This window comes from Anaerosporobacter faecicola, from assembly GCF_012070565.1.
GTDB lineage: Bacteria > Bacillota > Clostridia > Lachnospirales > Lachnospiraceae > Anaerosporobacter > Anaerosporobacter faecicola.
In genome coordinates this window covers 105,391-132,074 of record NZ_JAAQRO010000003.1, presented here as the reverse complement: position 1 = coordinate 132,074, position 26,684 = coordinate 105,391, and the positions used below count along the sequence as shown (strand labels likewise).

22 protein-coding genes and 1 rRNA gene are annotated in these 26,684 nt (G+C 36.9%); 2 read left to right on the top strand and 21 right to left on the bottom strand.

From position 1 onward, the window contains the following. The 21 genes from HBB17_RS01950 to HBB17_RS01855 form a co-directional block, all read right to left on the bottom strand. Nucleotides 1-356, bottom strand: a 16S ribosomal RNA gene (locus HBB17_RS01950); the annotation flags it as partial. 20 nt (nucleotides 357-376) lie between these two features. Next, on the bottom strand, nucleotides 377-514 hold the full coding sequence (locus HBB17_RS01945; protein ID WP_167955289.1) for a hypothetical protein: 138 nt from the start codon (nucleotides 512-514) through the stop codon (nucleotides 377-379). A gap of 608 nt (nucleotides 515-1,122) precedes the next feature. Continuing rightward, entirely contained in the window at nucleotides 1,123-3,258 is a 2,136-nt protein-coding gene (locus HBB17_RS01940) for an Ig-like domain-containing protein (RefSeq protein ID WP_167955287.1), read from the bottom strand. 333 nt (nucleotides 3,259-3,591) lie between these two features. Next, nucleotides 3,592-4,320, bottom strand: a complete 729-nt coding sequence (locus tag HBB17_RS01935) for a methyl-accepting chemotaxis protein (RefSeq protein ID WP_238483652.1) — start codon at nucleotides 4,318-4,320, stop codon at nucleotides 3,592-3,594. A gap of 188 nt (nucleotides 4,321-4,508) precedes the next feature. Further along, nucleotides 4,509-5,864, bottom strand: a complete 1,356-nt coding sequence (gene radA, locus HBB17_RS01930) for a DNA repair protein RadA (RefSeq protein WP_167955285.1) — start codon at nucleotides 5,862-5,864, stop codon at nucleotides 4,509-4,511. Nucleotides 5,865-5,991: 127 nt separating this feature from the next. Then, on the bottom strand, nucleotides 5,992-6,405 hold the full coding sequence (locus HBB17_RS01925; protein WP_167955283.1) for an endosialidase: 414 nt from the start codon (nucleotides 6,403-6,405) through the stop codon (nucleotides 5,992-5,994). 425 nt (nucleotides 6,406-6,830) lie between these two features. Further along, on the bottom strand, nucleotides 6,831-9,275 hold the full coding sequence (locus tag HBB17_RS01920) for an ATP-dependent Clp protease ATP-binding subunit (RefSeq protein WP_167955281.1): 2,445 nt from the start codon (nucleotides 9,273-9,275) through the stop codon (nucleotides 6,831-6,833). Between the two features lie 36 nt (nucleotides 9,276-9,311). After that, complete coding sequence (locus tag HBB17_RS01915) at nucleotides 9,312-10,355, bottom strand: protein arginine kinase (protein WP_167955279.1); 1,044 nt, start codon at nucleotides 10,353-10,355, stop codon at nucleotides 9,312-9,314. Then, entirely contained in the window at nucleotides 10,348-10,992 is a 645-nt protein-coding gene (locus HBB17_RS01910; RefSeq protein WP_167955277.1) for a UvrB/UvrC motif-containing protein, read from the bottom strand. Before HBB17_RS01910 ends, HBB17_RS01915 begins: the two co-directional genes overlap by 8 nt. Before the next feature lie 24 nt (nucleotides 10,993-11,016). Then, complete coding sequence (locus HBB17_RS01905; protein ID WP_167955275.1) at nucleotides 11,017-11,385, bottom strand: GntR family transcriptional regulator; 369 nt, start codon at nucleotides 11,383-11,385, stop codon at nucleotides 11,017-11,019. Between the two features lie 15 nt (nucleotides 11,386-11,400). Next, complete coding sequence (locus HBB17_RS20590) at nucleotides 11,401-11,532, bottom strand: hypothetical protein (RefSeq protein WP_274380747.1); 132 nt, start codon at nucleotides 11,530-11,532, stop codon at nucleotides 11,401-11,403. Nucleotides 11,533-11,775: 243 nt separating this feature from the next. After that, the gene (locus HBB17_RS01900) at nucleotides 11,776-13,050 is read right to left on the bottom strand and encodes a cohesin domain-containing protein (protein ID WP_167955273.1); all 1,275 of its coding nucleotides are present in this window, start codon (nucleotides 13,048-13,050) and stop codon (nucleotides 11,776-11,778) included. Nucleotides 13,051-13,062: 12 nt separating this feature from the next. Beyond that, nucleotides 13,063-15,381: a cadherin-like beta sandwich domain-containing protein gene (locus tag HBB17_RS01895; RefSeq protein WP_167955271.1), complete on the bottom strand. Its 2,319-nt coding sequence runs from the start codon at nucleotides 15,379-15,381 to the stop codon at nucleotides 13,063-13,065. A 419-nt stretch (nucleotides 15,382-15,800) separates the two neighbouring features. After that, on the bottom strand, nucleotides 15,801-16,958 hold the full coding sequence (locus HBB17_RS01890; RefSeq protein ID WP_167955269.1) for a class I SAM-dependent methyltransferase: 1,158 nt from the start codon (nucleotides 16,956-16,958) through the stop codon (nucleotides 15,801-15,803). A gap of 176 nt (nucleotides 16,959-17,134) precedes the next feature. Further along, nucleotides 17,135-17,818, bottom strand: a complete 684-nt coding sequence (locus HBB17_RS01885; RefSeq protein WP_167955267.1) for an FMN-binding protein — start codon at nucleotides 17,816-17,818, stop codon at nucleotides 17,135-17,137. A 28-nt stretch (nucleotides 17,819-17,846) separates the two neighbouring features. After that, nucleotides 17,847-18,566, bottom strand: coding sequence for a flavodoxin domain-containing protein (locus HBB17_RS01880; protein ID WP_167955265.1), 720 nt, complete (start codon nucleotides 18,564-18,566; stop codon nucleotides 17,847-17,849). 34 nt (nucleotides 18,567-18,600) lie between these two features. Further along, nucleotides 18,601-19,233 carry a TetR/AcrR family transcriptional regulator gene (locus HBB17_RS01875; RefSeq protein ID WP_167955263.1) on the bottom strand — a complete coding sequence of 211 codons (633 nt, stop codon included), beginning with the start codon at nucleotides 19,231-19,233 and terminating at the stop codon, nucleotides 18,601-18,603. Nucleotides 19,234-19,581: 348 nt separating this feature from the next. Then, nucleotides 19,582-20,862, bottom strand: coding sequence for a phosphoribosylamine--glycine ligase (purD, locus tag HBB17_RS01870; protein ID WP_167955261.1), 1,281 nt, complete (start codon nucleotides 20,860-20,862; stop codon nucleotides 19,582-19,584). A 163-nt stretch (nucleotides 20,863-21,025) separates the two neighbouring features. Next, nucleotides 21,026-21,652 carry a phosphoribosylglycinamide formyltransferase gene (gene purN, locus HBB17_RS01865; RefSeq protein WP_167955259.1) on the bottom strand — a complete coding sequence of 209 codons (627 nt, stop codon included), beginning with the start codon at nucleotides 21,650-21,652 and terminating at the stop codon, nucleotides 21,026-21,028. A 64-nt stretch (nucleotides 21,653-21,716) separates the two neighbouring features. Next, nucleotides 21,717-22,742, bottom strand: coding sequence for a phosphoribosylformylglycinamidine cyclo-ligase (purM, locus tag HBB17_RS01860; RefSeq protein WP_167955257.1), 1,026 nt, complete (start codon nucleotides 22,740-22,742; stop codon nucleotides 21,717-21,719). A gap of 271 nt (nucleotides 22,743-23,013) precedes the next feature. Beyond that, nucleotides 23,014-23,871, bottom strand: a complete 858-nt coding sequence (locus HBB17_RS01855) for an AraC family transcriptional regulator (RefSeq protein WP_167955255.1) — start codon at nucleotides 23,869-23,871, stop codon at nucleotides 23,014-23,016. Nucleotides 23,872-24,233: 362 nt separating this feature from the next. Between HBB17_RS01855 and HBB17_RS01850 the strand changes: the two genes are divergently transcribed. Both HBB17_RS01850 and HBB17_RS01845 read left to right on the top strand, forming a co-directional pair. Next, nucleotides 24,234-25,523 (top strand): glycoside hydrolase family 27 protein, encoded by a 1,290-nt coding sequence (locus HBB17_RS01850; protein WP_167955253.1) that lies wholly within the window; start codon nucleotides 24,234-24,236, stop codon nucleotides 25,521-25,523. 376 nt (nucleotides 25,524-25,899) lie between these two features. After that, nucleotides 25,900-26,640 carry a LytR/AlgR family response regulator transcription factor gene (locus HBB17_RS01845; protein ID WP_167955251.1) on the top strand — a complete coding sequence of 247 codons (741 nt, stop codon included), beginning with the start codon at nucleotides 25,900-25,902 and terminating at the stop codon, nucleotides 26,638-26,640. Nucleotides 26,641-26,684: the final 44 nt, after the last annotated feature.

The window sequence follows — 26,684 nt, the reverse complement described above, 5'->3', positions numbered from 1 at the left end:
GCCTCCCGTAGGAGTTTGGGCCGTGTCTCAGTCCCAATGTGGCCGATCACTCTCTCAAGTCGGCTACTGATCATCGCCTTGGTAAGCCTTTACCTCACCAACTAGCTAATCAGACGCGGGCCCATCTCATACCTATAAATATTTTCCGTCTGTGTCATGCGACACTAGCGGGTTATGCGGTGTTAGCAGTCATTTCTAACTGTTATCCCCCTGTATGAGGCAGGTTACCCACGCGTTACTCACCCGTCCGCCACTCAGTCAATCAAAGAGCAAGCTCTTCGATTGCTTCGTTCGACTTGCATGTGTTAAGCACGCCGCCAGCGTTCATCCTGAGCCAGGATCAAACTCTCATGTTTAAGTTTATTAAACAATTTGTTTAATCTTTTTCAGAATCAACTAACCAAACTGGCTTATTGTTTCCGTTTGTCTTTCGACATTTGGGTGTATCTTCCGTTATCTCTAACTTCCGATACGGTTTGTTCTTTATAAGAACTGAAAATCTTTTTGTGTTCATCTAAGTCAATGACTTGTGAACACTGGAATTTTCAAGGTTGTTTCACTGTTCAGTTTTCAATGTTCCATGTTCGTTTAAGAACTTGTCTCTCACCAACATTCTAGCCGACCGCTTTCGATTTGTTTCACTCATTTGCGACAGCTTATCTAGTTTATCATGCTGTTGTTTGTTTGTCAAGCTTTTTTTAAACTTTTTTTATTTTGATGTTATCATTGATATTCAATCAAAATATGTAGAAATTAGTACTACACAAAGTTTTTTCGTGCTCCTCAGAGACAACTTTGATAGTTTACTACAGTTTTCGACTTATGTCAACATCTATTTTAATATTTTTCTTTTTTATACTAAGATAATTCATACATAAGTAAATAATACATTATCCACCCTTTACTTAGGGTAGTTGATTACTATATTCACAAGGAAAACTGCCTACCTTTGTCGGCACTTTCGTACCGTTATGTGTATAACCAAAGGGGAACACAATCTCCAACGAATATAGCAATCCTCTACTCATTCAAACCATTCAAGTATACGGTTTTCGTTACTTATATTATGACATAGAGAACCTATAGGCTTCTGTCTTCTATATCAGTAAATTATATGATTCGTTACTTAATTGTAATTGTAATTTTCTTTGTAACTCCTCCGCATGTTGCTGTTACAACAACTTTACCCTTTTTCTTCGCAACTAATTTACCTGTTTTACTATTTATAGTAGCGATCTTTGTATTATTGACACGATACGTTATCGCTCCTGTCAACCCGTAAGCCTTTGCTATAATGGTTTGACTTTTTCCTTTTTTCATTGTAGTAGAAACTGTTTTAAATTTAATGTATGGTTTTACAACCTTTACACTTACTGTTACTTCATAAGGGATATCATGTTTCGTGATTGTACATGTAATATATGCAACCCCAGTACGAACAGGTGTTATTACCCCCTTCTTATTTACTTTTACTATCTTCGTATTATCCGATATGAAATTACTATAGGTAACTTGATTATCGACACCTTCATAAGAAAGTTTCTTCTTCTGTCCCATATAGGCTGTTTGATTATATGGATTTGCATTTGGCAGATTCAGATCAACATATTTTGTACAAAATTCATATGCATGACCTTCTATGTAAAAAATCACACGCTCTGATGAAATAATCTTATATGTTATGGTTTGCGTAATACCAGATTCACGATACGTTATATCAATTGCATTATTCTTGTAGTCGAACGAACAAGGTACGGGAACGTCACCAGAGAACCACTCGTCTCCATCGTAATAGGAATCGAGTAACCCATCCTGTGTAAATGTAATACATCTTCCATCTTCTCCTACCCATCGACTCCGTTCTGTTGCATAATTGAAGAATGCAAATGCTTCTTTATTACTAGTCAACGTAACTTCATTTTCTTCAGCTGTATAGGATAGTGAACCCATCGTATAATCCGGATCATAGGTATACTCAATTGAAACTACCGCGTCTCCTAACAAATCCACTGACAATAGCCCATTGTATGCAACATCCTCATATTCATGAAATTGATTGCCATCTACTTGCGGAACTATATGGTAGTACTCATAATATTCGTAATTCTTTTCTCCATTATAATTAAAATATTTATCATTTCGTGTAGTTACGACTGTATAGGTATATCTTTTTTCATTTTTATATAATTTTTTTACTTTATCTTTTGACATCCCAACTTTTAAATTACTTGGTAACTTATAGTTTATTGTTGTATTCTTATCAATATAAAGTGCTGTCACCAAACAATCTTCGATTCTTCTAGGACTATCTGCTTCATTTCTTATCTGCACACTAATCGTTTTACCGTTCATGTTCATTTCTTGATAATCCCAAGAATTGTCGCCAATATAGCTTACTGTATTATTGAATTCCCATCCCTGTTTCACTAATTCTCTTACAGGAACGGGTAGTTTATAGCAAACGTCGCCCAATTGAAAAGTATATGATGTTGTTGCATTCATTACTTTTGATGGTGCTACATAGTTGTATGCTTCAATTGTTTGTTGATCTAATATTTCACGTAAATCAATAAACATTGATTCTACACTCGTTTCTACTAGTTTTCCATTCGGATCATAGATAAAATTCAGTGTTGAGACAGCAGCATAGTTATATGTAGAATTAGTGTAATACTCATCATAATAACAATACTGTTTATAAATCGTATCATCAGTATAACTTAAATACCGATCACATATTGGATCACTGGTATCTCCTTTTGTCATATGCGGTTTGCCCATAATCTTTATCATGTCATTAATCGTCAGCTTAGAAGAAACACCATTTACCGTGAATACATCTGGTTTTCCTGTTATGGAATACACCAGATATTTGGTGTAATCGTGATTTGTTTTGGGATTAATATTAATGCCTCTTACAGCAATTGACTGACCATTCTTCATCAATGTATAATCACGCATGGTATCCTCACCAAATCTTAAATCCTCATAATACATCGGTTCTGTCACTTTCCAGCCATCTGCAAGAATCTGATCCATAGAAATTGGCAATGTATACTCTTTTCCAGCCAAAGCAACTGTATACTTTTGTATATTCCCTTTGATTTTTTCCTTTTTCTGTGTTTCTTGCTCTGTGGAACTTATTGATGCCGTTTCCTTTGCTCGTACTTCGCTAATGCCATTTCCATTGATGAATGGAGACACAATAGCGCATACTAATCCAGCAAATAAAATCTTACCTAGTTTACGCCTTAACATATGTAATCCTCCCTTTTCCCATTCCATTCTAGTAAATGCGCAAGTGTGTTGCCCCCCGTAGGGTTTATAACAGGAAAGTCAGAAGACTTTCCAATTCTATAACAACAACCACTAGCGCATTTCTAGTATAATCCTTCCTTGGCTGTTTTTGTAGATTTTCACACGGAATAGATGAAATTTAAGGATATCGTAAGATTTAAAATAGCTTGATAAAGGAAAACACGTCGAAAGACTTGAATCCTACACCTTTCGACGTGTTCTTAATTATCACACTAATTCTTTTCTATTTTTATTAATTTTCTTTATTAATATTCTTTATTGATATTCTGAAATCTATTTTAGCACGTTATGTACTTGAACCAATGTATCAGAGATATTTTCTACAGATTTCTTCGCATCTTCTGTCACATCTCTTTGATAAGCCACTTCATGTTCAACACTATGTGCTGCTTCATTGGAAGCATAAGCTGCGTCTAAGATTTTCTTAAATACTTCATCAACACTTGTTGCCATGCTGTTTTGAATATCAACGATCTCAAGGATCTTATTCATGTCTGCGCCCATGCTCTCATTAAATGAAACAACCGATTTCATTGTATCCGAAATTTCTTTTGATGCTTTTGCAGATTGTGCTGCAAGTTGGTTTACTTGATTTGCAACTACTGCGAAACCACGTCCATGTTCACCTGCACGTGCTGCTTCAATGGATGCATTCAAAGATAACATATTTGTCTTATTAGAGATTCCTGCAATAACATTTGCAAATCCCATAATCATTGAAGTCATCTTTTCCATGTTCTCCATATTTTTCGTTGCTGCTGAAACAGCTTCTGTTAATACTGTTATCTTATCAGATAATTCTTTAATGCTTTCCATACCTTCTTTTACTAAATTCAAGGAAGTGTCTGCACTGTTTATTGAATCAAATGCATTTTGTTCGACCTTTTGTTGAGAGGAATATAGATTATCCATAACCGTAAGCATTCCCTCAAGATATTTGCTTTGCTTATCTGCAATTTCCTTTAATTCCTTAACGATATTTTGGTTTTGTTCTTCACCCATAACTCTTTCTCCTTTCATACCTCGCTTATGCAGATACTTTTTCAACCTATCCATAAGTGATCATCTGCTTCATTTGGTATTTACACTTCCGAAAATAAGATTCTGGTCGTAAGGTAATGTGTTTCAAAAACCTTAAGACCACCAAATTATTAACTCTCTTTGGTACTCATAATACTCTTTGGTATCTATTATAATAATTGCAATAGATCTCGTAATGTTTTAATACCAACTAACTGAATCCCCTTTATTTCAATCAATTCTTTATTCACCTGTGGTAAAACACATACTTCATACCCCATCTTTTTTGCTTCTAATACTCTTTGCTCTGCCTGATTAACACTTCTTACCTCACCTGTTAATCCAACTTCTCCAAATGCGATTGTTTTCGCATCAAGAGGCTTGTTCTTGTAACTTGAGATAATTGCCAATATGATTGCCATGTCTAACGCAGGTTCATTTACCTTCATACCACCTGCCACATTCACATATGCATCACAGCTAGCTAGCTGTAAACCTAATCTTTTTTCAACTACTGCTAGTAATAGATTTACACGATTATAATCTGTACCTGCTGCTGTTCTCCTTGGCATATTAAAATTTGTATGACAAACAAGTGCTTGTACTTCAACCATGATTGGTCGTGTTCCTTCCATCGCACAAGTAACTATAGAACCGGACTCACCTTCTGGGCGACCTTGTAACATGTATTCCGATGGATTTGCCACTTCTACTAGTCCTATATTTCGCATCTCGAAAACACCGATTTCATTTGTAGAACCAAATCGATTCTTCACCGCTCTCAATATACGATAGGAAGCATGATTATCTCCTTCAAAGTATAGCACAGTATCTACCATATGTTCAAGTACTCTTGGCCCTGCAACAACTCCTTCTTTCGTCACATGTCCTACAATGAAGATCGAGATTCCCATTCCTTTTGCTATCTTCATAAGACTATTGGTTGTCTCACGGACCTGACTTACACTCCCCGGAGCCGACCCTACATCCTCTCGAAACATCGTCTGTATTGAGTCAATGATGACCACTTCTGGCTTAATACGCTCAATCGCTGCTTCAATTAGATCCAAATTGGTTTCACTTAGCAGAAGTAAGTCCCCCTGGGCATAATTTAAACGACTTGCACGCATCTTAATTTGTTTTAACGACTCTTCTCCGGAGATATATAATACATTTCTGTTCTTTCTTGCTAAATCCCTGCTCATCTGTAGTAACAAAGTAGACTTTCCAATTCCCGGATCTCCACCGACCAAAACCAAAGAGCCAATAACAATTCCTCCACCTAAAACACGATCCAACTCTCCAATCTCCGTCATGATCCTCGTATCTGCTTCACAATCAACATTGCTTAGTCTGGTAGGTTCTACTTGTACTCGCCGATCCTTAACGGAACCTCCCGATGTCTTCTTAGCCACCGGTTCTTCCACGAAAGAATTCCACTCTTTGCAAGCAGGACATTGCCCTACCCATTTTGCCGATTCATATCCACATTCTTTACAGTAAAATACATTCTTTACTTTTGCCATACTACTAATCCTTTAATACTTAAATTTGTTTTTCATCTTGAAAAAAAAGAGGTGCTCAACTTCCTATTCACGGGATATTAAGCTACCTCTTATTCCTTCGTATTCATCAAAGTAGTTAATCAGTCAATTATAGCTTTACAACTTTTACATTGGATTGTTTACCATTGCTTAAATCTACGCTTACTACTAATTTACCACCTAAATTCGTTTTCATCTTTCCTACATTCGTATCATCGACAAAAACTTTATATTCCTTTTCAGGCTCTAATTCCAATGTGATCTGCACGTCATTAGGTCCTTCAACCGTAAAATGAATGTCCTTATCTGTTGCCATAAATGAAAATACAGAAGTACCAGGTACGGATTCATATACGAATAAACCATTTTTCTCAAGCTTTGTTATTTCTTTAAATGTTTTCACCTTATATAGATCACCGTTATGTTCAAAATCTGAAACTTTTGATTTTTGATCTAATGCATAGTTTCCAAAGCTAATTGTTCCATCGTTCTCTTTGCGAATTAATTCTTCAACCACTGTCATTACAGAACCCTCCATTTTATACAGCACATCTCATTCTTTCTCTTCTTGACTTGAAATTCTTTCTTTTGTCTATAATCAAAATATCTTTCGTACTGCAACTTATTCTTTTCTTATTAACATGATACAAGGACCAAAAGGTCATGTGTTTCATGCTTCCATGAAAAAGCATGACTTTATGACTCTCAAAACACGAGAAAGGATACCCATTAGGGTGAATTTCAGATGTTTTTGTATTGCGAAAGCACAAAATGCTAGCATTACATAGTATCAAGAGCAGCAAGGTACCTTTTGACCTAACATTATTATATAATAATCGACGGCTTTTTACTAGTGAATCTTTGTGTTTTTTATTAAATCAGTGGAACTGTTCAGAGCCAATCTTGGTAACCCTGTGCATTGACTCTGAACAACTGTACATCATGATATTACGAAACACGAAAAACGACATTCTTATCTTCTATATCTATAACAACATGATCTCCTGCTTTCACATGTTGATCTAGGATTTCTTCTGCAAGCTTGTCTTCAATATTATTTTGAATGGAACGTCTCAATGGACGTGCACCATAATTCTTATCAAATCCAGCATCTGCAACAAATGCAATCGTCGCTTCTGTAAATTCTAATTCCATCTCTAGCTGTCTCTTGGTACGTTTTGCTATATTTTGTAGCATGATTCGAACAATATCTTTGATATTCTCTTTTGTTAATGAATGGAATACAATAATCTCATCAATACGGTTAATGAATTCTGGTTTAAAGAGTCGTTTCACTTCCTCCATAACACCGTCTTTCATCTTCTTGTAATTTTCCTTTTCATCCACTTTTGTAGCAAACCCAAGTTGTTTTGGTGAAATAATTCGGCTAGCTCCAGCATTGGACGTCATAATAATGATTGTATTCTTAAAGCTGACTTTTCTACCTTGTGCATCCGTAATATGTCCGTCATCTAATACTTGTAAAAGAATATTGAAAACATCTGGATGTGCTTTTTCCACCTCATCAAATAGAATGACGCTATATGGATTTTGTCTAACTTTTTCACTTAACTGTCCACCCTCATCATATCCAACATATCCTGGAGGTGATCCAATTAATTTTGATACACTATGTTTCTCCATATATTCTGACATATCTACTCGTATCATAGAATTCTCATTACCAAACATAGCTTCTGACAATGCTTTCGATAATTCTGTTTTTCCAACACCCGTTGGCCCTAAGAATAAGAAAGAACCAATTGGACGATTCGGATCTTTTAGTCCTACACGTCCTCTTCGTATCGCTTTGGATACAGCGGCAACTGCTTCTTCCTGACCAATTACTCTCTCATGAAGTATATTTTCTAAATTACGAAGACGTTTGCTTTCCTCTTCTTCCAATTTACTTACAGGAATCTTGGTCCATCCTGAGATAATATCCGCTACTTCTGCTGGAGATACCACCATTTCACAATCTTTCTTCGCTTGTTCCTGCTGTTCCCGCAATTGTGCCAGAAGTTCTACATTCTTTGTTTGTCTTCGTTTTATCTCTCCTGCTTTTTCGTATGCTTCACTCTTAATTGCCTCTTCCTTTTCAATTTCCAGACATTCATTTTCTTCTTCAATCTTCTTAATATCTGGACTGGTTATATAGGCGCTTAACCTTACTTTTGAAGCAGCTTCATCAATTACATCAATTGCTTTATCAGGGAGATAGCGATCATTAATGTAACGATTCGACATTCTTACCGCAGCCACTAAAGCCTCATCGGTTATTGTTACTTGATGGTGGGTTTCATAGCGGTCACGTAAGCCTTTCAGTATAAGAATCGTTTCCTCTTCGGAAGGTTCTTCGATCACCACCGGTTGGAATCTTCTTTCTAATGCTGCATCTTTTTCAATGTACTTACGATATTCTTCTCTCGTGGTTGCTCCAATTAGTTGGATTTCCCCACGTGCCAAGGAAGGTTTTAATATATTAGAAGCATCGATGGCACCTTCCGCTCCCCCTGCACCAATAATCGTATGAATCTCATCAATGAAGAGAAGAATATTTCCATCATTCATTACTTCCTGGATTACTTTCTTAATCCGCTCTTCAAATTCTCCACGGTATTTGGAGCCAGCAACCATTCCACTAAGATCAAGGGTTAATACTCTCTTATCTTTGATAATCTCTGGAATGTTACCTTCCACGATCTTTTGTGCTAATCCTTCTGCAATGGCAGTCTTTCCTACACCTGGTTCCCCTACAAGACAAGGATTGTTCTTTGTTCTTCTACTTAAAATCTGTACAACTCGCTGAATCTCTTGTTCCCTTCCTATAACAGGATCAAGTTTTCCTTCCCTTGCATATGCTGTTAAATCCCTACTATATTGGTCTAATGTCTGTGTGGAAGGTTTTCCCTTTGCTTTGTTTTTGTTTGCAGCATATTCGCTCTTTGCTGCATTGCTGTCCTGCCCTATTGCAGTAAGAAGATCAATGTATAATTTCTGCATATTTACGCCCAAAGTATTCATTAAGCGTACTGCAATACAGTCACTCTCTTTTAATAACGAGATCAATAGATGCTCGGTACCAACTAACTGGGATTTTAATCGCATTGCTTCTCGATTACTTTGATCAATGATCCGTTTTGCACGTGGTGTAAAGCTTCCTGCTTCCAACACTTCCACTGCTGTATTAGGTGCGATCAACTGGTTGATCAGGTCAATGATCTTTCCTTCATCTACTCCATTCTCCGCTAATACTTTGGAAGCTACTCCGTCAACTTTTAACAATCCTATTAAAAGATGTTCCGTTCCAATGTAGCTATGCATTAATCGATACGCCGAATCTGCTGCAACCTGTAATGCTTCTTTGGCATTTGCTGTGAATCGATTGTTCATTCTGCCCACTTCCTTTCGTTGTTTGTTATTCCCTAGCTATACTAATTCAGGCAGGTTCTTATTTAAAAAAGCAGCTCGCGCCTTCTCTCTTTCCTTTGTTCCTGCATTTTTTCCTAATATTTTCTGTAAATTCGCTGGCTGAATCGCCATCATAATCTTATAAAATGAGGTTTTTTCTTTGCTTGTAATAATCTTTGAATCAAAACCAAATTTGATTTGTGCTAACAAAGTCATCGCATCGGCTGTGGTAATCTGTTTCGCATAACGAAGCACACCATAGGAACGATAAACCTGATCCTCGTATTTATCAAAGTTTGTATCCAGTAGATACTCTCTTCGTTTTCTCTCCTGTTTGATAATTTGCTCTACAATTGTAGTGAGATTTTCTAACGTATCTACTTCTGACATACCCAGCGTCTTCATATTGGATACTTGATAAATATAGGCAACACTCTTATTCCCCTCTCCATACATTCCCCGTATGGAAACACCGTATTTGTTGACTTCCTCAATAATCTTCTCTAATTTATCAGATGAGCCCAGTGCTGGTAGATATACCATTACTGAAGCACGTAACCCTGTACCTACATTCGTGGGACTACTCGTCAGATATCCAAGTTTGTCATCATATGCATACTGCATGAACTCAGAGATAATATCATCAATTGCATTTGCCTTCTCTAAAGCGGGTAATAAGTTCAGACCATTCTGAATTACCTGTATTCGTATATGATCATCCTCATTAAGCATCAAACTTACACTCTCATCTTCTGTCATGATTACGCCTGCATGTTGATTCTTACGTGCTAATTTATTGGATATGATATGCCTCTCCACTAATGCTTGTTTCTCAATATCATTTGCTTTTGATACACTATAATAATAATACTTTCCCATAACTTCTTCAAGAGCAGCCTTATTGTCGTCGATTCGATTATGCAGTTCTTCACATAGTAGCTCAGCTTGTTCTGATGATAGTTTTGGAGAAAATGGATACTTCACAAAATTTCTCGCCAAACGGATGCGACTAGAGATTACAACATCACTTTCATTTCCTTGTTCTTCATACCATTTAGGCATTGTTAATCTCCTCCTTATTCACTTCATCCTTCTTTGGTTGTGTGTTATCCTGTTGTTTTTCTCTTTCCTTCTCCTTAAGTGCTCTGATTGCATCTCGTAACCTAGCCGCTTCTTCAAATTCTTCTTTCTCAATCGCCTCTTGTAACAGAATACTCATCTTTTCAACTTCCGATAATTCATTAATAATTCGTTTCATATCGGAAACATACCCTTTTGGGTGTTTTCCCACATGGGCATCTGCTCCATGCAAACTCTTCAGGCTTCTTGATAAGATTTTATTAAAATAATGATAACATTGGTGACAGCCAAATTTTCCTTCTTTCAAAAATTGTTCATATGTCATTCCACAATTTTCACAACGAAGTGTATGATCGGTTTTCTTTTCCTTTGTAGGTTCTTCTGTGTTCCCATTCTTGCCTTGATCTGCTTTTTGATTCGTACTTCCTCGATACGTACCTAGTATACTGGATAATATATCACCTATTGAGATATCTTTATTCACAAATGTTGAGTTCATATGGAACTGTGTACATTCTGCTGCACATTCTTCGCAAAGATGTTGCTCCTTCATCTCTCCATTTACAACTTCTGTATAATAAATCTTCGCATCTCTCTTCTTACATCTATCACATAACATACTATCGCCTCCTCGATGCGATCTCTATAAAAACTGATCGTAAATCCGGTCAACTGCTTCATGTATTTCCTCTTTCGTTATATTCTTACAATATGCTTCTGCAAGCAACACTTGTAAAACTTCAATCATATCCATCATTGCTTTATACTTATCTGCTTCAACAGATATTACAGCACCTTTTCTTCGATCTAGTTTTAGATACCCTTCTTGTTTTAATATAGTATATGCTTTATTAACGGTGTGCATGTTAATTCCTATATTTTCTGCCAATTCTCTCACTGACGGAAGATTATCCCCCTCCTTGATCTCTGCATTCGCAATACCCAGGATTATCTGATTTCGTAATTGTATATAGATTGCTTCTTCACTATTAAAATCAATGCGCACAACCATTTAATCACCTTCTTTTTAGTTATATCTGTTATACTGCCAGTATAACAGATATCTACTTCTTGTCAAGTATCTCATCGACAATAAACTCGCTTCTCGTTCCTCATGTTCTTGTTCTCCGCACCAAGCACTATCAGCTTCAGCTGACATCTACCTCATGTTGAGTGCGCATCCCATGCTGGTTTCTATAATAGGAAAGTTGGAGGACTTTCCTATTATAAAATTAAGGACTTTTGGCACCCAAACCCTATTATAGAAAAAAAGAACAATCCTTTATAAATGGAACCTGATAGTAGTATTTCTCTACCTCTTGTACTTCCATTCATAAAGATTGTTCTATTTAAATAACTCAAACTTCGTACATCGAAAATTTAATGCTTTTGTTCTATGGAATTAATAAAACTCATCATCCTTAACCCCACGTAATTTTACGAGAAGTCGAATTACAACCAATGTTGCTCCTAAGGCAATGATACAACTGATCACTACCAAAATCCGCATATTGTCTAACTTCTTTGCATACTCGTCTTTTGATACGGTTCCTGTTGAAACAGTTGTTGTTTGGTCATAGGTAGAATCGTAACGTTGTACGGTATTTTCCAGTCGATCATAACGATAAAATTGTGGTACCCCGTCTGCTTTTTTCATATAGATCAATACATAATCCGATACAGCACCCCCCTCTGGTTCATATACATCAACGGTTACACCTTGTAATTGCCTTGTGGTTGCTTCATATCCAGTTGGTATACTTATTGTATCATCCACAGGAACCACTTCATATTCAGCAGCAAACTGTAGAAATACACTTTCTTCTTCTTGTGTAACGACGTAACCATCTGTTTCAAGGACTTCTTGTAAGGTGTCTTCCTGTTTCTTTTCTTCCTCTTCTTCTGGAATCTCTTCTCCCTGTTCCTGTTCTTCTCCTGCTACTTGGCTACTCGCTTTATGAACGACGATGGTATAGGTTTTTTTATCTCCAGATGGTGCTGTTACCGTAATCTGTACTTCGTTATTGCCAGGTTTTAAGTCCGTATTGCCCTTGGTCTTTACCTTTGCATCTGCATCTTGCGCCATGGCACTGATTACTAGTTCCGATACATCTGCATCTACTTCTGCTGTATAAGAAGTTGTTTTTTCTGAGAATTCAGGTGATAGGCTTCCAGGGCTAATCTTTAAGGAATAGAGCTTTGTATTCTTTGAAACTTTCTCATCTGTTTCAATATTGATAGACAAACTATTGCAAGAAACTGACATTTCAGCAGAATCCTCATATGTGTAGACATAAGCTTGGTCTATTACTTCAATCTTTGCATTTCCCTGTTCGATTGCTTTGAATTGCAGGACATATTTTCTACTCGTTACAACATTTTCTGGATTAAGATCGGAGATACGAAGGATTCCATCATCACCACTAACCAAACTTCCCCCACTGACGAATTCCAATTTATCATTGTCATAAGAAAGTAATGTTTCAAATCCTCCTATTTCCTCTGTTCCAACAACCTTGACTGTTACACTGAACGTATCATTCTGCTTAACGGAATCTTCCTTTTGTGTGATCGATACAGTTGCACTTGCAGCTTGTACCATCTTATCTGGCATTAAACTAACGATCAGACAGATCAGTAAACTATAGATTACGATTGCTTTCTTCCTTTGCTTCATATTCCTACCCCTTTATTCTGATAACCGTACCACATTAATGGTATAGTCTCGTTTATCTCCATTTTCTGCAACAACCGTTATTACAACTTGATTATTGCCCACCTGTAATGGGATGGTACCATTCCCATAGATACTTGCTTTTTTGCTCGCTGTTGTAGCGTTCACTACAATGGATTCTCTTGTAGCTTCAACGATCAAACCGTAATTTTGATCAATAGAAGCATCAAATGTTGGAGTAATCGTATATCCTTCCACACTTAATGTCTTTAACCAATTGTTTGGATTCAGTTGATCGGCAGGTAAAGGAGCTGCCGTAGATGGCATATCCAGAAATACTGGTATTGAAAATACAACTGGCACACTACTCATTGTACTATACGCCGTATACGTTTTTGTTGATTCCGAAGCCGCTGCCTGCACATTCGCCATATATTGATGAGAATACGTTGAGGTTGGCGTCATATTGAATTTCTCAAGATAGATGGTATTCTGCCCTCTCTTAATATACGTTGAACCGATAATATAAGCCCCACCAACAATGGAACGATAAGGACTTGTCCATGGAATCAGGTATAAAGCATTGTTTGCAGCATTTGACGTACCATTTTTTGCATATTTCAAACCATTCGCTACTGCACCACCTGCTTCTGTACTATGGGTTGCACCAATATTATAGAAATTGTATAGGCCTTCATATCCGCTAACAGTTCCTGTTACACTAGAACTAAAGGTTTTACTTGAAGTAACCACTTCCTGTTTCACTCTAGAAGCAAGATGATAAGGACTCACTCCTGAGTATTTGGCAGCTTCAATAAATGTATCAGCATACGTCTTCGTTTGCGTTACACCAGTATCATCCACAAAAGAATAATTCGTGCCTGCCATTGGTGTTCCTGTTAAGATATTGGATAGACCACTTACCGTCTGATATTCATTTTGATAGGATAATAATTCAAATTGGAAAATTCCCTGAGGAGTAAGGAAATTCCTTGGATCCATATAATAAGCAATAATATCTTGAGAGGCCGTTACCCATGTTGAACCATCATATACAACAAAACTGTCTGTTGCCCATTTATACGCACCTGTCTCCATTGATTTCCACGCGATATTCTTGCTATTTGGAATCAAGTTTTTACCTACAACGCTTTCCTTTGCAACTGCAGTACTCCAATCCAATCCCGTATGATATGCTTCAAACTGCCAGTAAGGGTATTGACTATGAAGGGTCCGTAGATAAGGTTTATAGCTTTCTGGAAATCCTTGTGTTGTCATCATTTGTTCAAATTCCGCATCGCTAAGAGGCGTCGTTGTTTCTTCTTTTTTTGAGTCATCCGCTGTATCGTCTTTTGATGTGTCATCTTCTTTGGGATCATCCTTTGAGGTGTCGTCTTTCTGATCGTCGGTAGTTGGGTCGTCCTTTGCTGTATCATCATTAGATGAATCCTCTTTAGAAGTATCCTCAGCCGTATCGTCATTCTCCTCTTCCGAATCCAGTTTCACATAATCCCCCGATATATATCCCGTCATTGTTTTTTTGTTATAGATAAAATCAACCTCATACCATAACGTTCCAGATACATCAACGACAGAATAGATGGTAACTTTCGTTCCTTTGGAAAGATAAACCTTAGCTCCAGATGAATCCGTCATCTGTGCTTTGGAAGTACCTGCTCCCACACGAACTCTTAGATTATCTGTGGTTACTTTCCCTGTATCGATTGCTTTCCTTGTTTCCTCTGTCTTTTTTGCCGTAAAGAGGACTTTATTTGCTTCAATATATCCTGTGTGGGTCTTTTTACTATATGTAAATTTCACAAGAAAATATTTCACATCTTTTTTCGTTACCTCTTTTGTAATGGTTAATTTGGTCTTATTGGCTAAGGCAATTGTCTTATTGGAAACCTTCAAATAAACGGTGCCTCCAGCGGCTTTTCTAATCTTCACTTTTGAAGTACTGTTTACCTTCGCCGCTACGGTAGACTTTAATGTTAGCTGTACATAGTCACTTAATACATATCCTTTTTTCGTCTTTCCATCCCATTTAAATGAAATGTAATACCACTTTTGTTTGCTCACTATTTTCTCTGATATTATAGTAACTGCCGTTCCTTTTGTTAATGCAACTTTCGTTTTTGCTACTGTTAATTGTGCAGACGATGTCGATGCCTTCGTACGAACATTTAACTTTGTTGCTGTAACTTTTCCAGGTATACTCAATGTTGATGCTGCTTGTATCTCTTTCTTATTATTTAACATGATTGTAGTCGGACATGACAATACAACACACAACAAAAGAGTTACAATTCTCTTCCATCTTTTCCCATTCATCGTTTACTCCTTTCCAATCCAGTTCGTTGTTTCTCTTTTTATGTCTGGCAACTAGAACTCCCTCTATTCTGCACACCATAACTTATTTTGAAATATGAATTCTGTAGCTAAGGTATCGTCTTATTCTCAAACTCAAACTTTCCAATGTTTTATTGATGATCTAACCCTTGCATAATTATATTAGTTAATTCTCCCCAAAAGCCTTTTATTTCCCAACCTTGCAACTTAATTCCACTTTCTATAACAAAAATACTGAATAACTATGGCATTTTCGTGGCATTTTTGTATTCTATATACAAGGAGTGAATGGCCTTGTAATACCTCAAGTCTTGGCATAAGAAAACGCCCTTTATTATTAGAGGAACGTTCTAATAATAAAGGGCATCTCATGGGATACTAATTTACCTACTTTTTCTCTACTAGATTACTCGATTCATTGGCAAATCATTGTTTATTCCTTTGGACATCAGAATCTGATGTAGATCGATCACACCATTTTGAAATGCAGCGGCACAAGATGCCAGATATGCATCCCACATACGGAAGAATGCTTCTCCCTTTTCCTTTCTGATTTCACATGCATGTTCTAGGTAATTTTTTCTCCAACAAAGTAAAGTTTTGTTGTAATGTCTGCGCAAACTCTCTACATCTAATGTGTAAAAATGGTACGTTGGTAAAAGATAAATAATTTCTCGAAGACTTGGCAACATTCCTCCTGGAAAGATGTATTTCTTAATCCATGGATCTCCCCAGTGTTCCTTATGTCCGCTTATATAGTGAAGCAAGAATAATGCACCTGGTTTCATTACCGCATCCGCACAGGAAAGGAATTCCTCATATTGTCCACGTCCTACATGTTCAATCATTCCAACGCTCACAACACGATCGAATTCATAACCTGATTTCTTCAGATCACGGTAATCCATTAACTCTACAGATAATTGCTCTTGTAAACCTTCATTCTTAATATCAGCCTGGCATTTTCTATACTGTTCTTTGCTAAGGGTGATTCCAACACCTTTTACCCCATATTCTTTTACAGCAATTTTTAATAGGAATCCCCAACCACAACCAATATCTAAGAGGGTCATTCCTTCCTTTAACTGCAATTTATCTAAGATATGATGTACCTTATTACACTGTGCTTCATATAACGTGTCTGTATTATTTTTAAAATATGCACAGGAATAACTCATGGATTCGTCCAACCATTTTTCATAAAAATCATTTCCAATATCATAATGAGAAGTTACCTCCTCCTTTTGATGTTTCTTGGTTTGATTTAGATGGTACATCTTCTTTCCATCTGCTTTTTCTCGATGAAAGGATTCCATATTTCCTAAGAACAGATCCAGTACTTCATATAGATCCCGATCTACCTCGATCACACCATTCATATATGCCTCTCCAAGAGCAAGGGTTGTACTAGTAAGGAGATCCTTCTTACTAAGTTCTTGGTGAATGGTAACCGTAAACTCTGGCTTGCCTTCCCCTACATGAAGGTGTTTTCCATTCATGTCCACTGCAAAGGGAATATGAATAAATTTGCTTAAATAATCTGCTATAAATTGATGCATCGTATATCCTCCTTATAATCTGCTTCCACAGTTTTTGTATTTTCTCTTGTTATCGTATTATGAAAACACAAAGTGCGTAGCAATACGTCGTATTATAAGGATTGCCATAACTTTTTCTTCTTAAACTCTAGTAAACACCTTACTAACGAATATTATTGGCACATGTAGTATTATTATCAAGGTGTCAAATCCTCATGCTGTAATGCATTGCATACTGCTTTTTGTATTACTCTACTGGAATTGGTTGCACCACTAATGGTATCTACCGCAATCTTTTGCTGTTGCATGATTTCTCCCGTGATTGCCTCCGCTTTTGCTCCTCTTTCATTTCGGTGCTCCAAAAGCTGTAGATTCGTAATTTTCCCTGCTACTATCGTAACCTCCACTTTGGCATAGATATAGCCTGCATCATAACTTCCTACATAGGTCCCATCTGCTATATTCGTTACATCAATTTCTGGTATAGAAATCTCATCAATGGATTTCTTGTATGCCTGAAAATCTACAAAATACACAACAATATGTATACACAATAAGCCAAGCAATACGCAAACTCCTACTTGATGAAATAGCAACCACCGTTTACCTAACTGTTTTCTTCGAACATAAAATAATCCGATAAGAATTCCAACGACTAACATAGCGATTCCACCAATATATAAGATCAATGGTCTTGTATAAAACACACGGAATGTCAACACTAGATGGAGTAGTGTTACACCACCTGCGATATATGCCACTGGCTTATGAATCCGATATAGTGCCCGATCAAGTTTCTTCCACCCTAATCGTTTTGCAAAGAATTTCATACACAAGATAGCAAGTAACAGAAGTAAAACATAACCCGTAATAATTCCCATAATATAATCCTCCTATTCGATCTTCTTGTTACTGCGGTAAACTTGTCCGTTTTGCATGAATTTTAGCAATTCGAATCAATTCTCTACGCGTATGCTTGACCGCAATGGCACCTTCTGTACACTGTTCCATACACAGTTTGCAATGAATACAGTCTTCCTCTTTCACAATAATACATTTTTCTTCCTCTACCCGAAGCACATGCATTGGACAAACTGCAGCACATCTTCCACATCCAATACAGGTTTCGCTTTCTATTCCAACATGTCTACCATCTGGGATATGTACCGTTTTCTTATATTGAGGAAATCGTTTATGTATAAACTTTTCAGCTCTTCTCAAATCTGCTTCATTTGGTTTTCCCTTGTTTCCTCCATGATACAGATTATATGGGCCTGTACAATCATACCCTCTGCAAGAGTATTCGCCAACCACCGATACGCCATTCTTTTTTAATATTGTTTTCAATGGTTCGTGGTATTTTCCTTGGATTGGTGCTCCATGGGTAGAGAAGATAAATGCAGCCTGTTGCGGTTGCAACGTTTTCGCAATCTCCATAATTGCAGGATGATGGGATGTAAAATAGATTCCAGAACCTAAACCTACACATGCATAGCTGGACAAATCCATCTTTTTTGCACGCTCACAGCTGATTACCTCACAATGCAACACTCTCCCCATAGCATCTGCGATTTTTTTCGTATTTCCATGATACATGGACTGACATATAATAATAACCTCTTTATTCATCTTATGACTCCTTCCTATTAACTTGATCTGCAGACTATCTGTCTATTGTTTTGTACAAGGTGTCAAATACTGTTTGCAAATATTCATCTTTTGTAAGTGACATTTTCATTGCAATATATTCTTTCTTCTCTTCCGCCATTATGATATTCTGACACAAAGAAGCCCACATTATGAATACCGTTGGAGGTATGGGAAGATCCTGGCGAATAACTCCTTCATCCATTCCTTCCTGTAAAAATGTTTCTATCACATGGTTCACTTCTTCTCCCACTGTATAGATTTCTCCCAATACAGGTTCTTCTTCCATGGCTTGCGCGCTCACTTCAATCTTTGCTAGTAAGCCTTTAAAAAACAGCGGGCTCTTTTCATGAAGTTGAATCAATACCTTACACAATCCATCGTATCGATCTTTTGCACGATTCTTTTCTTGCATCACCGTTGTCAAACCATCTCGTAAAGTAGTCATATATTCCAATATAATATGATGGTAAATCTCTTCTTTACTCTTAAAATATACATAGATTGTTGATTTACTATAATCCGCTGTCTTCGCTATATCCGCCATTGTGGTCTGGACAATTCCTTTTTCCGTAAATAATTGTTTTGCAGTTTCTATGATATTGTTTTTGTTATAGCGAATTCGATCTAGTTGTCGTTTTTCTCCCATCTCTAACTCCCTTTCCTCCCTATACTATATGTTGACTATATCATTCATGAACAATAGAATAGGACAATCTTACACGTTTGTAGACTATTATTTCGTTTTTTATACTATCGTTATTAAAATCGTACCACTAGTTCGATTTTATGTCAAGAAAAAATCCCATATCGTTTTCTATGATACAAGAGGTAATACATTACCTCTTAACACTACGTATTGCAATGCACTTTGTTGTGCTCTCACAATATGAGTCAGTCATAATTGAAAACCTATATGGGATCATCTTTTTTGTATAAATTCATTATCAATATGAACTCATTATAAACAAGATACTCTTCCGTCTAAATAATGGGGTTACTTCTGTTGAACATCATCAATGGCTTTTCCAATATCATTTCTCATGTACTTATTAGAAAAATTAATCCATTCTGTTGCTTTATAAGCATTCGCTCGGGCTTCCTTTAGAGTAGCTCCTTTTGCTGTTACGCCTAGAACACGCCCTCCATTGGTTACGATGCCATCTTCTGTTGCTTTTGTTCCTGCATGAAAAACATAATACCCATCTTTTCCTTCAAAATTCTCAAATCCTGTGATTTGAATTCCTTTTTCATACTTCTCAGGATATCCTGCAGAAGCTAAGACAACACATACAGCTGCATTGTCTTCAAATTGAAGGTCAATGTCTTCTAATTTACCATCAATACATGCATTCATTACTTCCACAATATCATTTTTCATACGTGGTAGCACAACCTGTGCTTCTGGGTCACCGAAACGCGCGTTATATTCCAATACTTTCGGACCATCTTGTGTAAGCATTAATCCAAAGAACAAAATCCCTGTAAAGTCTCTGCCTTCTGCTTTCATCGCATCCATCGTAGCTTGGTAGATATATTGGTTGCAGAAATCATCTACTTCTTTTGTATAGAATGGACTTGGGGAGAAAGTTCCCATTCCACCTGTATTCAATCCTTTGTCCCCATCCTTCGCACGTTTATGATCTTGTGCACTTGTCATTGTCTTAATATGCGTTCCATCACAATAGGATAGAACAGAAACTTCTCTACCTGTCATGAATTCTTCAACCACTAAACAGTTACCAGCGCTACCAAATTGTTTATCTAACATAATAGTTTTTACACCAGCTTTGGCTTCTTCCAATGTATTACAGATCAATACCCCTTTTCCAAGAGCCAAACCATCTGCTTTTAGTACGATTGGATATTTACTTGTTTCTAGATAAGCAAGTGCCTTCTCTGGAGAATCAAATGTCTCATAAGCTGCAGTTGGTATATGATATTTCTTCATCAAATCTTTTGAAAATGCTTTTGATCCTTCAATAATCGCTGCATTCTTTCTTGGTCCAAATACACGTAGTCCTCTTTCTTCGAAACGATCAACAATGCCTGCTACTAGAGGATCATCCATACCGATAATCGTAAGATCAATCGCATTTTCTTCTGCGAAATCTACTAATTTGTCTAATTCCATTGCACCAATATTCACACACTCTGCTACCGCAGCAATTCCCGCATTACCTGGTGCACAATATATCTTATCCACATGTTTGCTTTTTGCAACTGAAGTTGCAATTGCATGCTCTCTTCCGCCACTACCAACAATAAGAACCTTCATTGTTCTTCCACCTTTCCTATATCAACCTAGTATAACCAATTTAACTTCGTACAACGAAAACTTCACGTGTGAAGCCAAGCGAGCGCGCGTTTTTTCATGAAAACAGCAATTACCTACCCGTTCAGAGCAATCAAACGCGAAGCTTGTATAAATGATATTAATTTCAATTTCTTATAAGAGCATGACCATTGGATACTTCCACTTTCTTATTCGCGATTAGATTAATCGCTTGAGGAAGGATGTTCCATTCTGCCTGTTCCATTACTCTCTTTTGTAAAACCTCAGGCGTATCTTCCTGCTTAATCTCTACTGCCTTTTGCAAAAGGATTGGTCCACTATCCACGCCTGTATCTACAAAATGTACGGTAGCTCCTGTAACTTTCACACCACGATCAAGCACCGCTTCATGAACTCGTAAACCATACATACCTGGTCCGCAAAATGCAGGAATCAAAGACGGATGAATGTTAATGATTCGATTAGGATATGCGTTTACAAGAATTTCTGGTAAGATAACCAGATAACCTGCTAAAACTACAAGATCCACATCATAAGACTGAATACGCTCTACCAGTGTCTGGTTAAACATCTCTCTCGTCTCAAAATCCTTTGGAGAGATACACTCTGCTGGGATTCCATGATTCTTCGCTCTTGTAAGTGCATACGCATCTTTCTTATTACTAATCACTACTGCAATACTCGTATTCGTGATTGTCTTGTTCTCAATCTTATCTATTATTGCCTGAAGGTTTGTTCCACCTCCAGAAACTAACACTGCAATCTTCATCAAAAGAAACCTGCTCCCTTCCAAATTAGGCGACTTGATGCGAAGCACAAGCCGCCTACCATTCTTCTTATTCTACTGTGATTCCTTTATCGCCCTTTTTCACTTCACCAACAACATATGCTTTTTCTCCTGCTGCTTCAATCTGACGAATTGCAACGTCAACTTGATCTTTATTAACAGCGATCATCATTCCTAATCCCATATTGTAGGTATTGTACATCATCTGTTCTGTAATATCTCCATCTGTTGCTAACATATTGAAGATTGGAGGGATTGGATAACTATTCTTCTTAACAAATGCATGAATTCCTTCTGGAAGCATTCTTGGGATATTCTCATAGAAACCACCACCAGTAATATGACTACATGCTTTCACCGTTACTCCACCTTCTTTTAAGGAGCGTAATGCTTTCACATAAATCTTCGTAGGTGTTAATAAGGTTTCTCCAAGTGTTGCACCAAGAGACTCATAATATGTATCTAGTGCTTCTCGATTCATATTGAAAACTTTTCGAACTAAGGAATAACCGTTACTATGAATACCGGATGAAGCAATACCAATCAATACATCACCCTCTGTTAAATCTTTTCCTGTGATCAGATTCTTCTTATCAACAATACCAACTGCAAAACCTGCAAGATCATATTCATCTACAGGATAAAATCCAGGCATCTCTGCTGTTTCTCCACCAATCAAAGCTGCACCTGATTGTACGCAACCGTTCGCAACACCACTTACAATCGTTGCAATCTTTTCTGGATCGTTCTTTCCACATGCTATATAATCAAGGAAGAACAATGGTTCACCACCTGCACATGCAATATCATTTACACACATTGCAACACAGTCAATACCGATTGTATCATGTTTATCAAGAATAAAAGCAAGTTTTAATTTAGTTCCAACACCATCTGTTCCTGATACTAAAGTTGGCTCTTCCATACCTTTAAACCCAGCAAGAGAGAATGCTCCTGAGAATCCACCGATATTCGTAAGAACTTCGCTTCTCATTGTTTGTCCAATATGTTTTTTCATTAATTCAACTGCTTTATATCCTGCTTCAATATCAACGCCAGCGTTCTTGTAATCCATGTTACGTTCCTCCTGTTAATTCAAACATATAATGATTAAAGCGTCAAAAAGTAATTTGCCGCTCTAGATACTACGTATTGCTACTCACGATGTGCTTTTACAATACGAAAATCGTCGAGTTGTATCTCTTTCATTATCTTACCACATTTTTCGTGCTTTGTCTTACTTTGCACTGTATTAATTTCTTATGTTACTTATTAGACGGGTTAATAATATTTGCTTTATCTATAAGTAAAACTACTTTTCTTTTTTAATACTTATGGTATTGTTGTCAGAACTCTATGCTCTTTCCTCCATGAAGCAAGCGGTATGCGGAAGGTGTCAGCCCAAACGATCTTCGAAATACTTTCGTATAGTAATTACCATTAGAAAAACCACACTGTATTGCTATTTCTTCAATCAACAACGTACTTGTAACTAATAAGTTCAATGAGTGTTTCAGGCGAATATCCTGCAGATACTGCATAGGGGTAATTCCCTTTTGTAGATGAAATTGTCTAGTTAGATGAGACAATGACACCCCTAGTTCAATGCACATATCCGATAGATTTTTTTGTGTGGAAAAATTCTGTTCCAACCATACCACTGCCTGTTCCACACAACCAATCTTCTTTCCATACGAGGGAGATTCCAAATCCTGAAGTAATAATGTTAGAAATTGGTATAGGAATACACTATTATTATATAAACCATACTGCTTTCCATTTTGGACATTTGTATACTCTCTTAAGAAACACTGAATGGAATCTGCGTTTTGATCAATCGTCAATATATTCCCAAACGTATTCTCCATGTATGTACAATACTGTTTTGCTATCTCCCCATTAAAATGAATATAAAAAAATGTCCAACCATGTTCCTCTTCCTTCTTATAATAATACTTACTACCATGTGGAAAAGGAATCAAGAACGCTTTCCCAGGGGTTAATGAAACAACACGATCTTCCTGTTCAAAAAAGCCTTTTCCTTCTAACGTATATTGAAACAAAAACCCATCATAATCTTGTCTTCTTTCATTATCATATGCATAAGACTCATCTTCACGTTTCTCAACTCCAAAATCATAGACATGGAGTTGTTTTGTAACAAAGGTATCCCAATCAGCAAAATTAAAGTTCCGATATATCAAAATATTACCCCCTTACACAGTAATAATCCTCTTTCCATACCAAGTTTACTATAAGTATACTATATTATACAAGGTTCCCAAAGTTATGTTTTTCATGCTTGCATGAAAAAGCATAACCTTGGGAACCGCAAAACATGAGAAAGTAGCCCGATTAGGGTGGATTTCGAATGGATTCCTATTGCGAGAGCTCTTTATGCGGAGCAATAGGTTGTATTATGCTTCTAACCAAAGTTAAGTTTTTCATGCTTGCATGAAATAACATAACCTTGGGAACCGCAAGACATGAGAAAGTAGCCCGATTAGGGCGGATTTCTGAGCAATAGGTTGTATTAGGTTATCAATTAATAGAAAGAGGGAAGATAATGGATAAGAATATGTTTGCCCCAACCCCACCAATGGGTTGGAACAGTTATGACTACTATGACACCACTGTCACTGAAGAAGATATTAAGAAGAATGCGGATTTTATGGCCACTTATATGAAAGCGTATGGCTGGGAATATGTTGTTGTGGATATTGAATGGTATGCTTACCATACAGGCAGTTTGCGTGATCAATATCAATATATCCCATTTGAACAGATTGAAATGGATGAATACTCCAGATTATATCCTTGTCCAGATCGATTTCCATCCTCTGTTAGTGGAGCTGGATTTAAACCATTAGCGGACTATATTCACAACCTTGGTCTAAAATTCGGAATCCATATTATGCGAGGTATTCCTCGTATTGCTGCACATAATCACACAAAGATAAAAGGAACTTCTGTTACAGCAAATCAGGTTGCAGATCCAAGCTCCATCTGTTCTTGGAATCCTGATATGTACGGTATTGTTCCTAATCGTCCAGGTTCACAAGAATACTATGATTCTCTATTTGAATTATACGCAAGCTGGGGTGTTGATTTTGTAAAATGTGATGATATCTGCCGCATGGATGCTACATCTGCAAAGGAAGAAATTATCATGCTCCAAAAAGCAATTCAGTCATGTAATCGTCCCATTGTACTTAGCCTTTCTCCTGGGCCAGCAAAAGTAGAGGAAGCATGGCATTATGAAACCTATGCTAATATGTGGAGAATTACTGATGATTTCTGGGATAACTGGTCTCTCCTCCTTAACATGTTCGAACGTTGTGAACATTGGCAAAACCATGTCTCTACAGGCTGCTACCCTGACTGTGATATGATACCTGTTGGATATTTGGGGAAAGGTTTTGGAGAAGAGCGACAGACCAATTTTACAAAAGAAGAGCAAATGACTATGATTTCCCTATGGTCAATCTTTCGTTCTCCAATGATGCTTGGTGCAGAGCTGACCAAATTAGACCCATGGACACTTGCATTACTTACGAACAAGGACGTTCTTCATCTTCTAACCAATAGTCAACATGCCAGACAACTTGTCCGTGATCAACAGAAGGTAGTTTGGACATCACAAGATTTGAATGGAACTACAAGTTATCTTGCTGTATTTAATTTAGAAGAAGCAAGGGAGCTTACCATCGAATTCAATTGGTTACCAGCATATATCCATTCTACTTCGAAAATCACTGAGCTTTGGACACAAGAAACAAAAGAATACAAGGATTTTTCATTACAAGTATCCATTCCAGCCCATGGAGTAAAATTATATCGTATAGAATCAGCTTAGCACTAGAGCTCCCCGACACTTGTACATAGAACAAAAAAAGACTAAACAGTATAATCTGTTTAGTCTTTTTTCAGATTCTGTACTGCATTAGCCGGGGTTGCAAGATACAGAATCTTATTCTCCCAGAGTTAGATTCTTTTTTTCGTCCGTCCATATCTACAAGAATAACTCTTATCATTAATAATGCCACAAAAAACTACAAAAAAATACGCAACCCATGAAATGCATTATTTTGCCTATAAAATGCATATTCCATTGCAATACCCATATAATTTGCTATAATTATGCTAGGGATAAATGGTTATACCTTTCATATTGATATGAATATATAACTTCTTGACCTGTAAAACAACTTTTTTATACAGGGGGAGACACCATGATTAACATAGCAATTTGTGATGATGATATCATTCAATTACGCATTCTAGAAAAAATGCTCACCACACTAAGCTTCTCTGATGAGCAAATTCAAGTTAAAAGTTTCAACTCCGGCGATTCCTTAATTAATGAGATAGAACGCGGAATTACATATGAAATCTATCTTCTAGATATGATTATGCCTTTTGTTTCTGGATTAGAAATTGCTCGTACCATTCGTAAACAGGATTCCACTGCCCAGATTCTATTTCTTACCAGCTCACGAGACTATGCCATTGATTCCTATGAAGTCAATGCCGCCTCTTATCTGTTGAAACCATTCTCTAAAGATCTTCTTGATCATGAGATAAAAAAAGCAATTCTGAATTGTAAACCTCAAGAGGATTCCTATATTCTTATTCGACAAAAAGGAACCCTTCAAAAAGTATTCCTTACAAATATAGTTTACGCTGAGGTTCGCCTTGATAAGCTTTACTTTTTCCTGCGAAATGGAGAATGTATGATTACAACTGGAACAATGTATGAGTTGGAGAATATTCTACGCGACAAAGAGTCCTTTTTCAAAGTACACCGTTCTTTTATTGTTAATATGGAATATATCAAACGGCTTAACACTGCAAATATTGAGATGAACATATATTCTACAGTCATTCCACTTTCTAGAACGGTTCGTACCACATTTCGTGAAGATTACATTACCTATGTAACAAATAAGGCAAATGGTGTTCGTATATTATAACCAACAAAACAAGCAAAATTTTCACTACTATTGCAGAACATCTC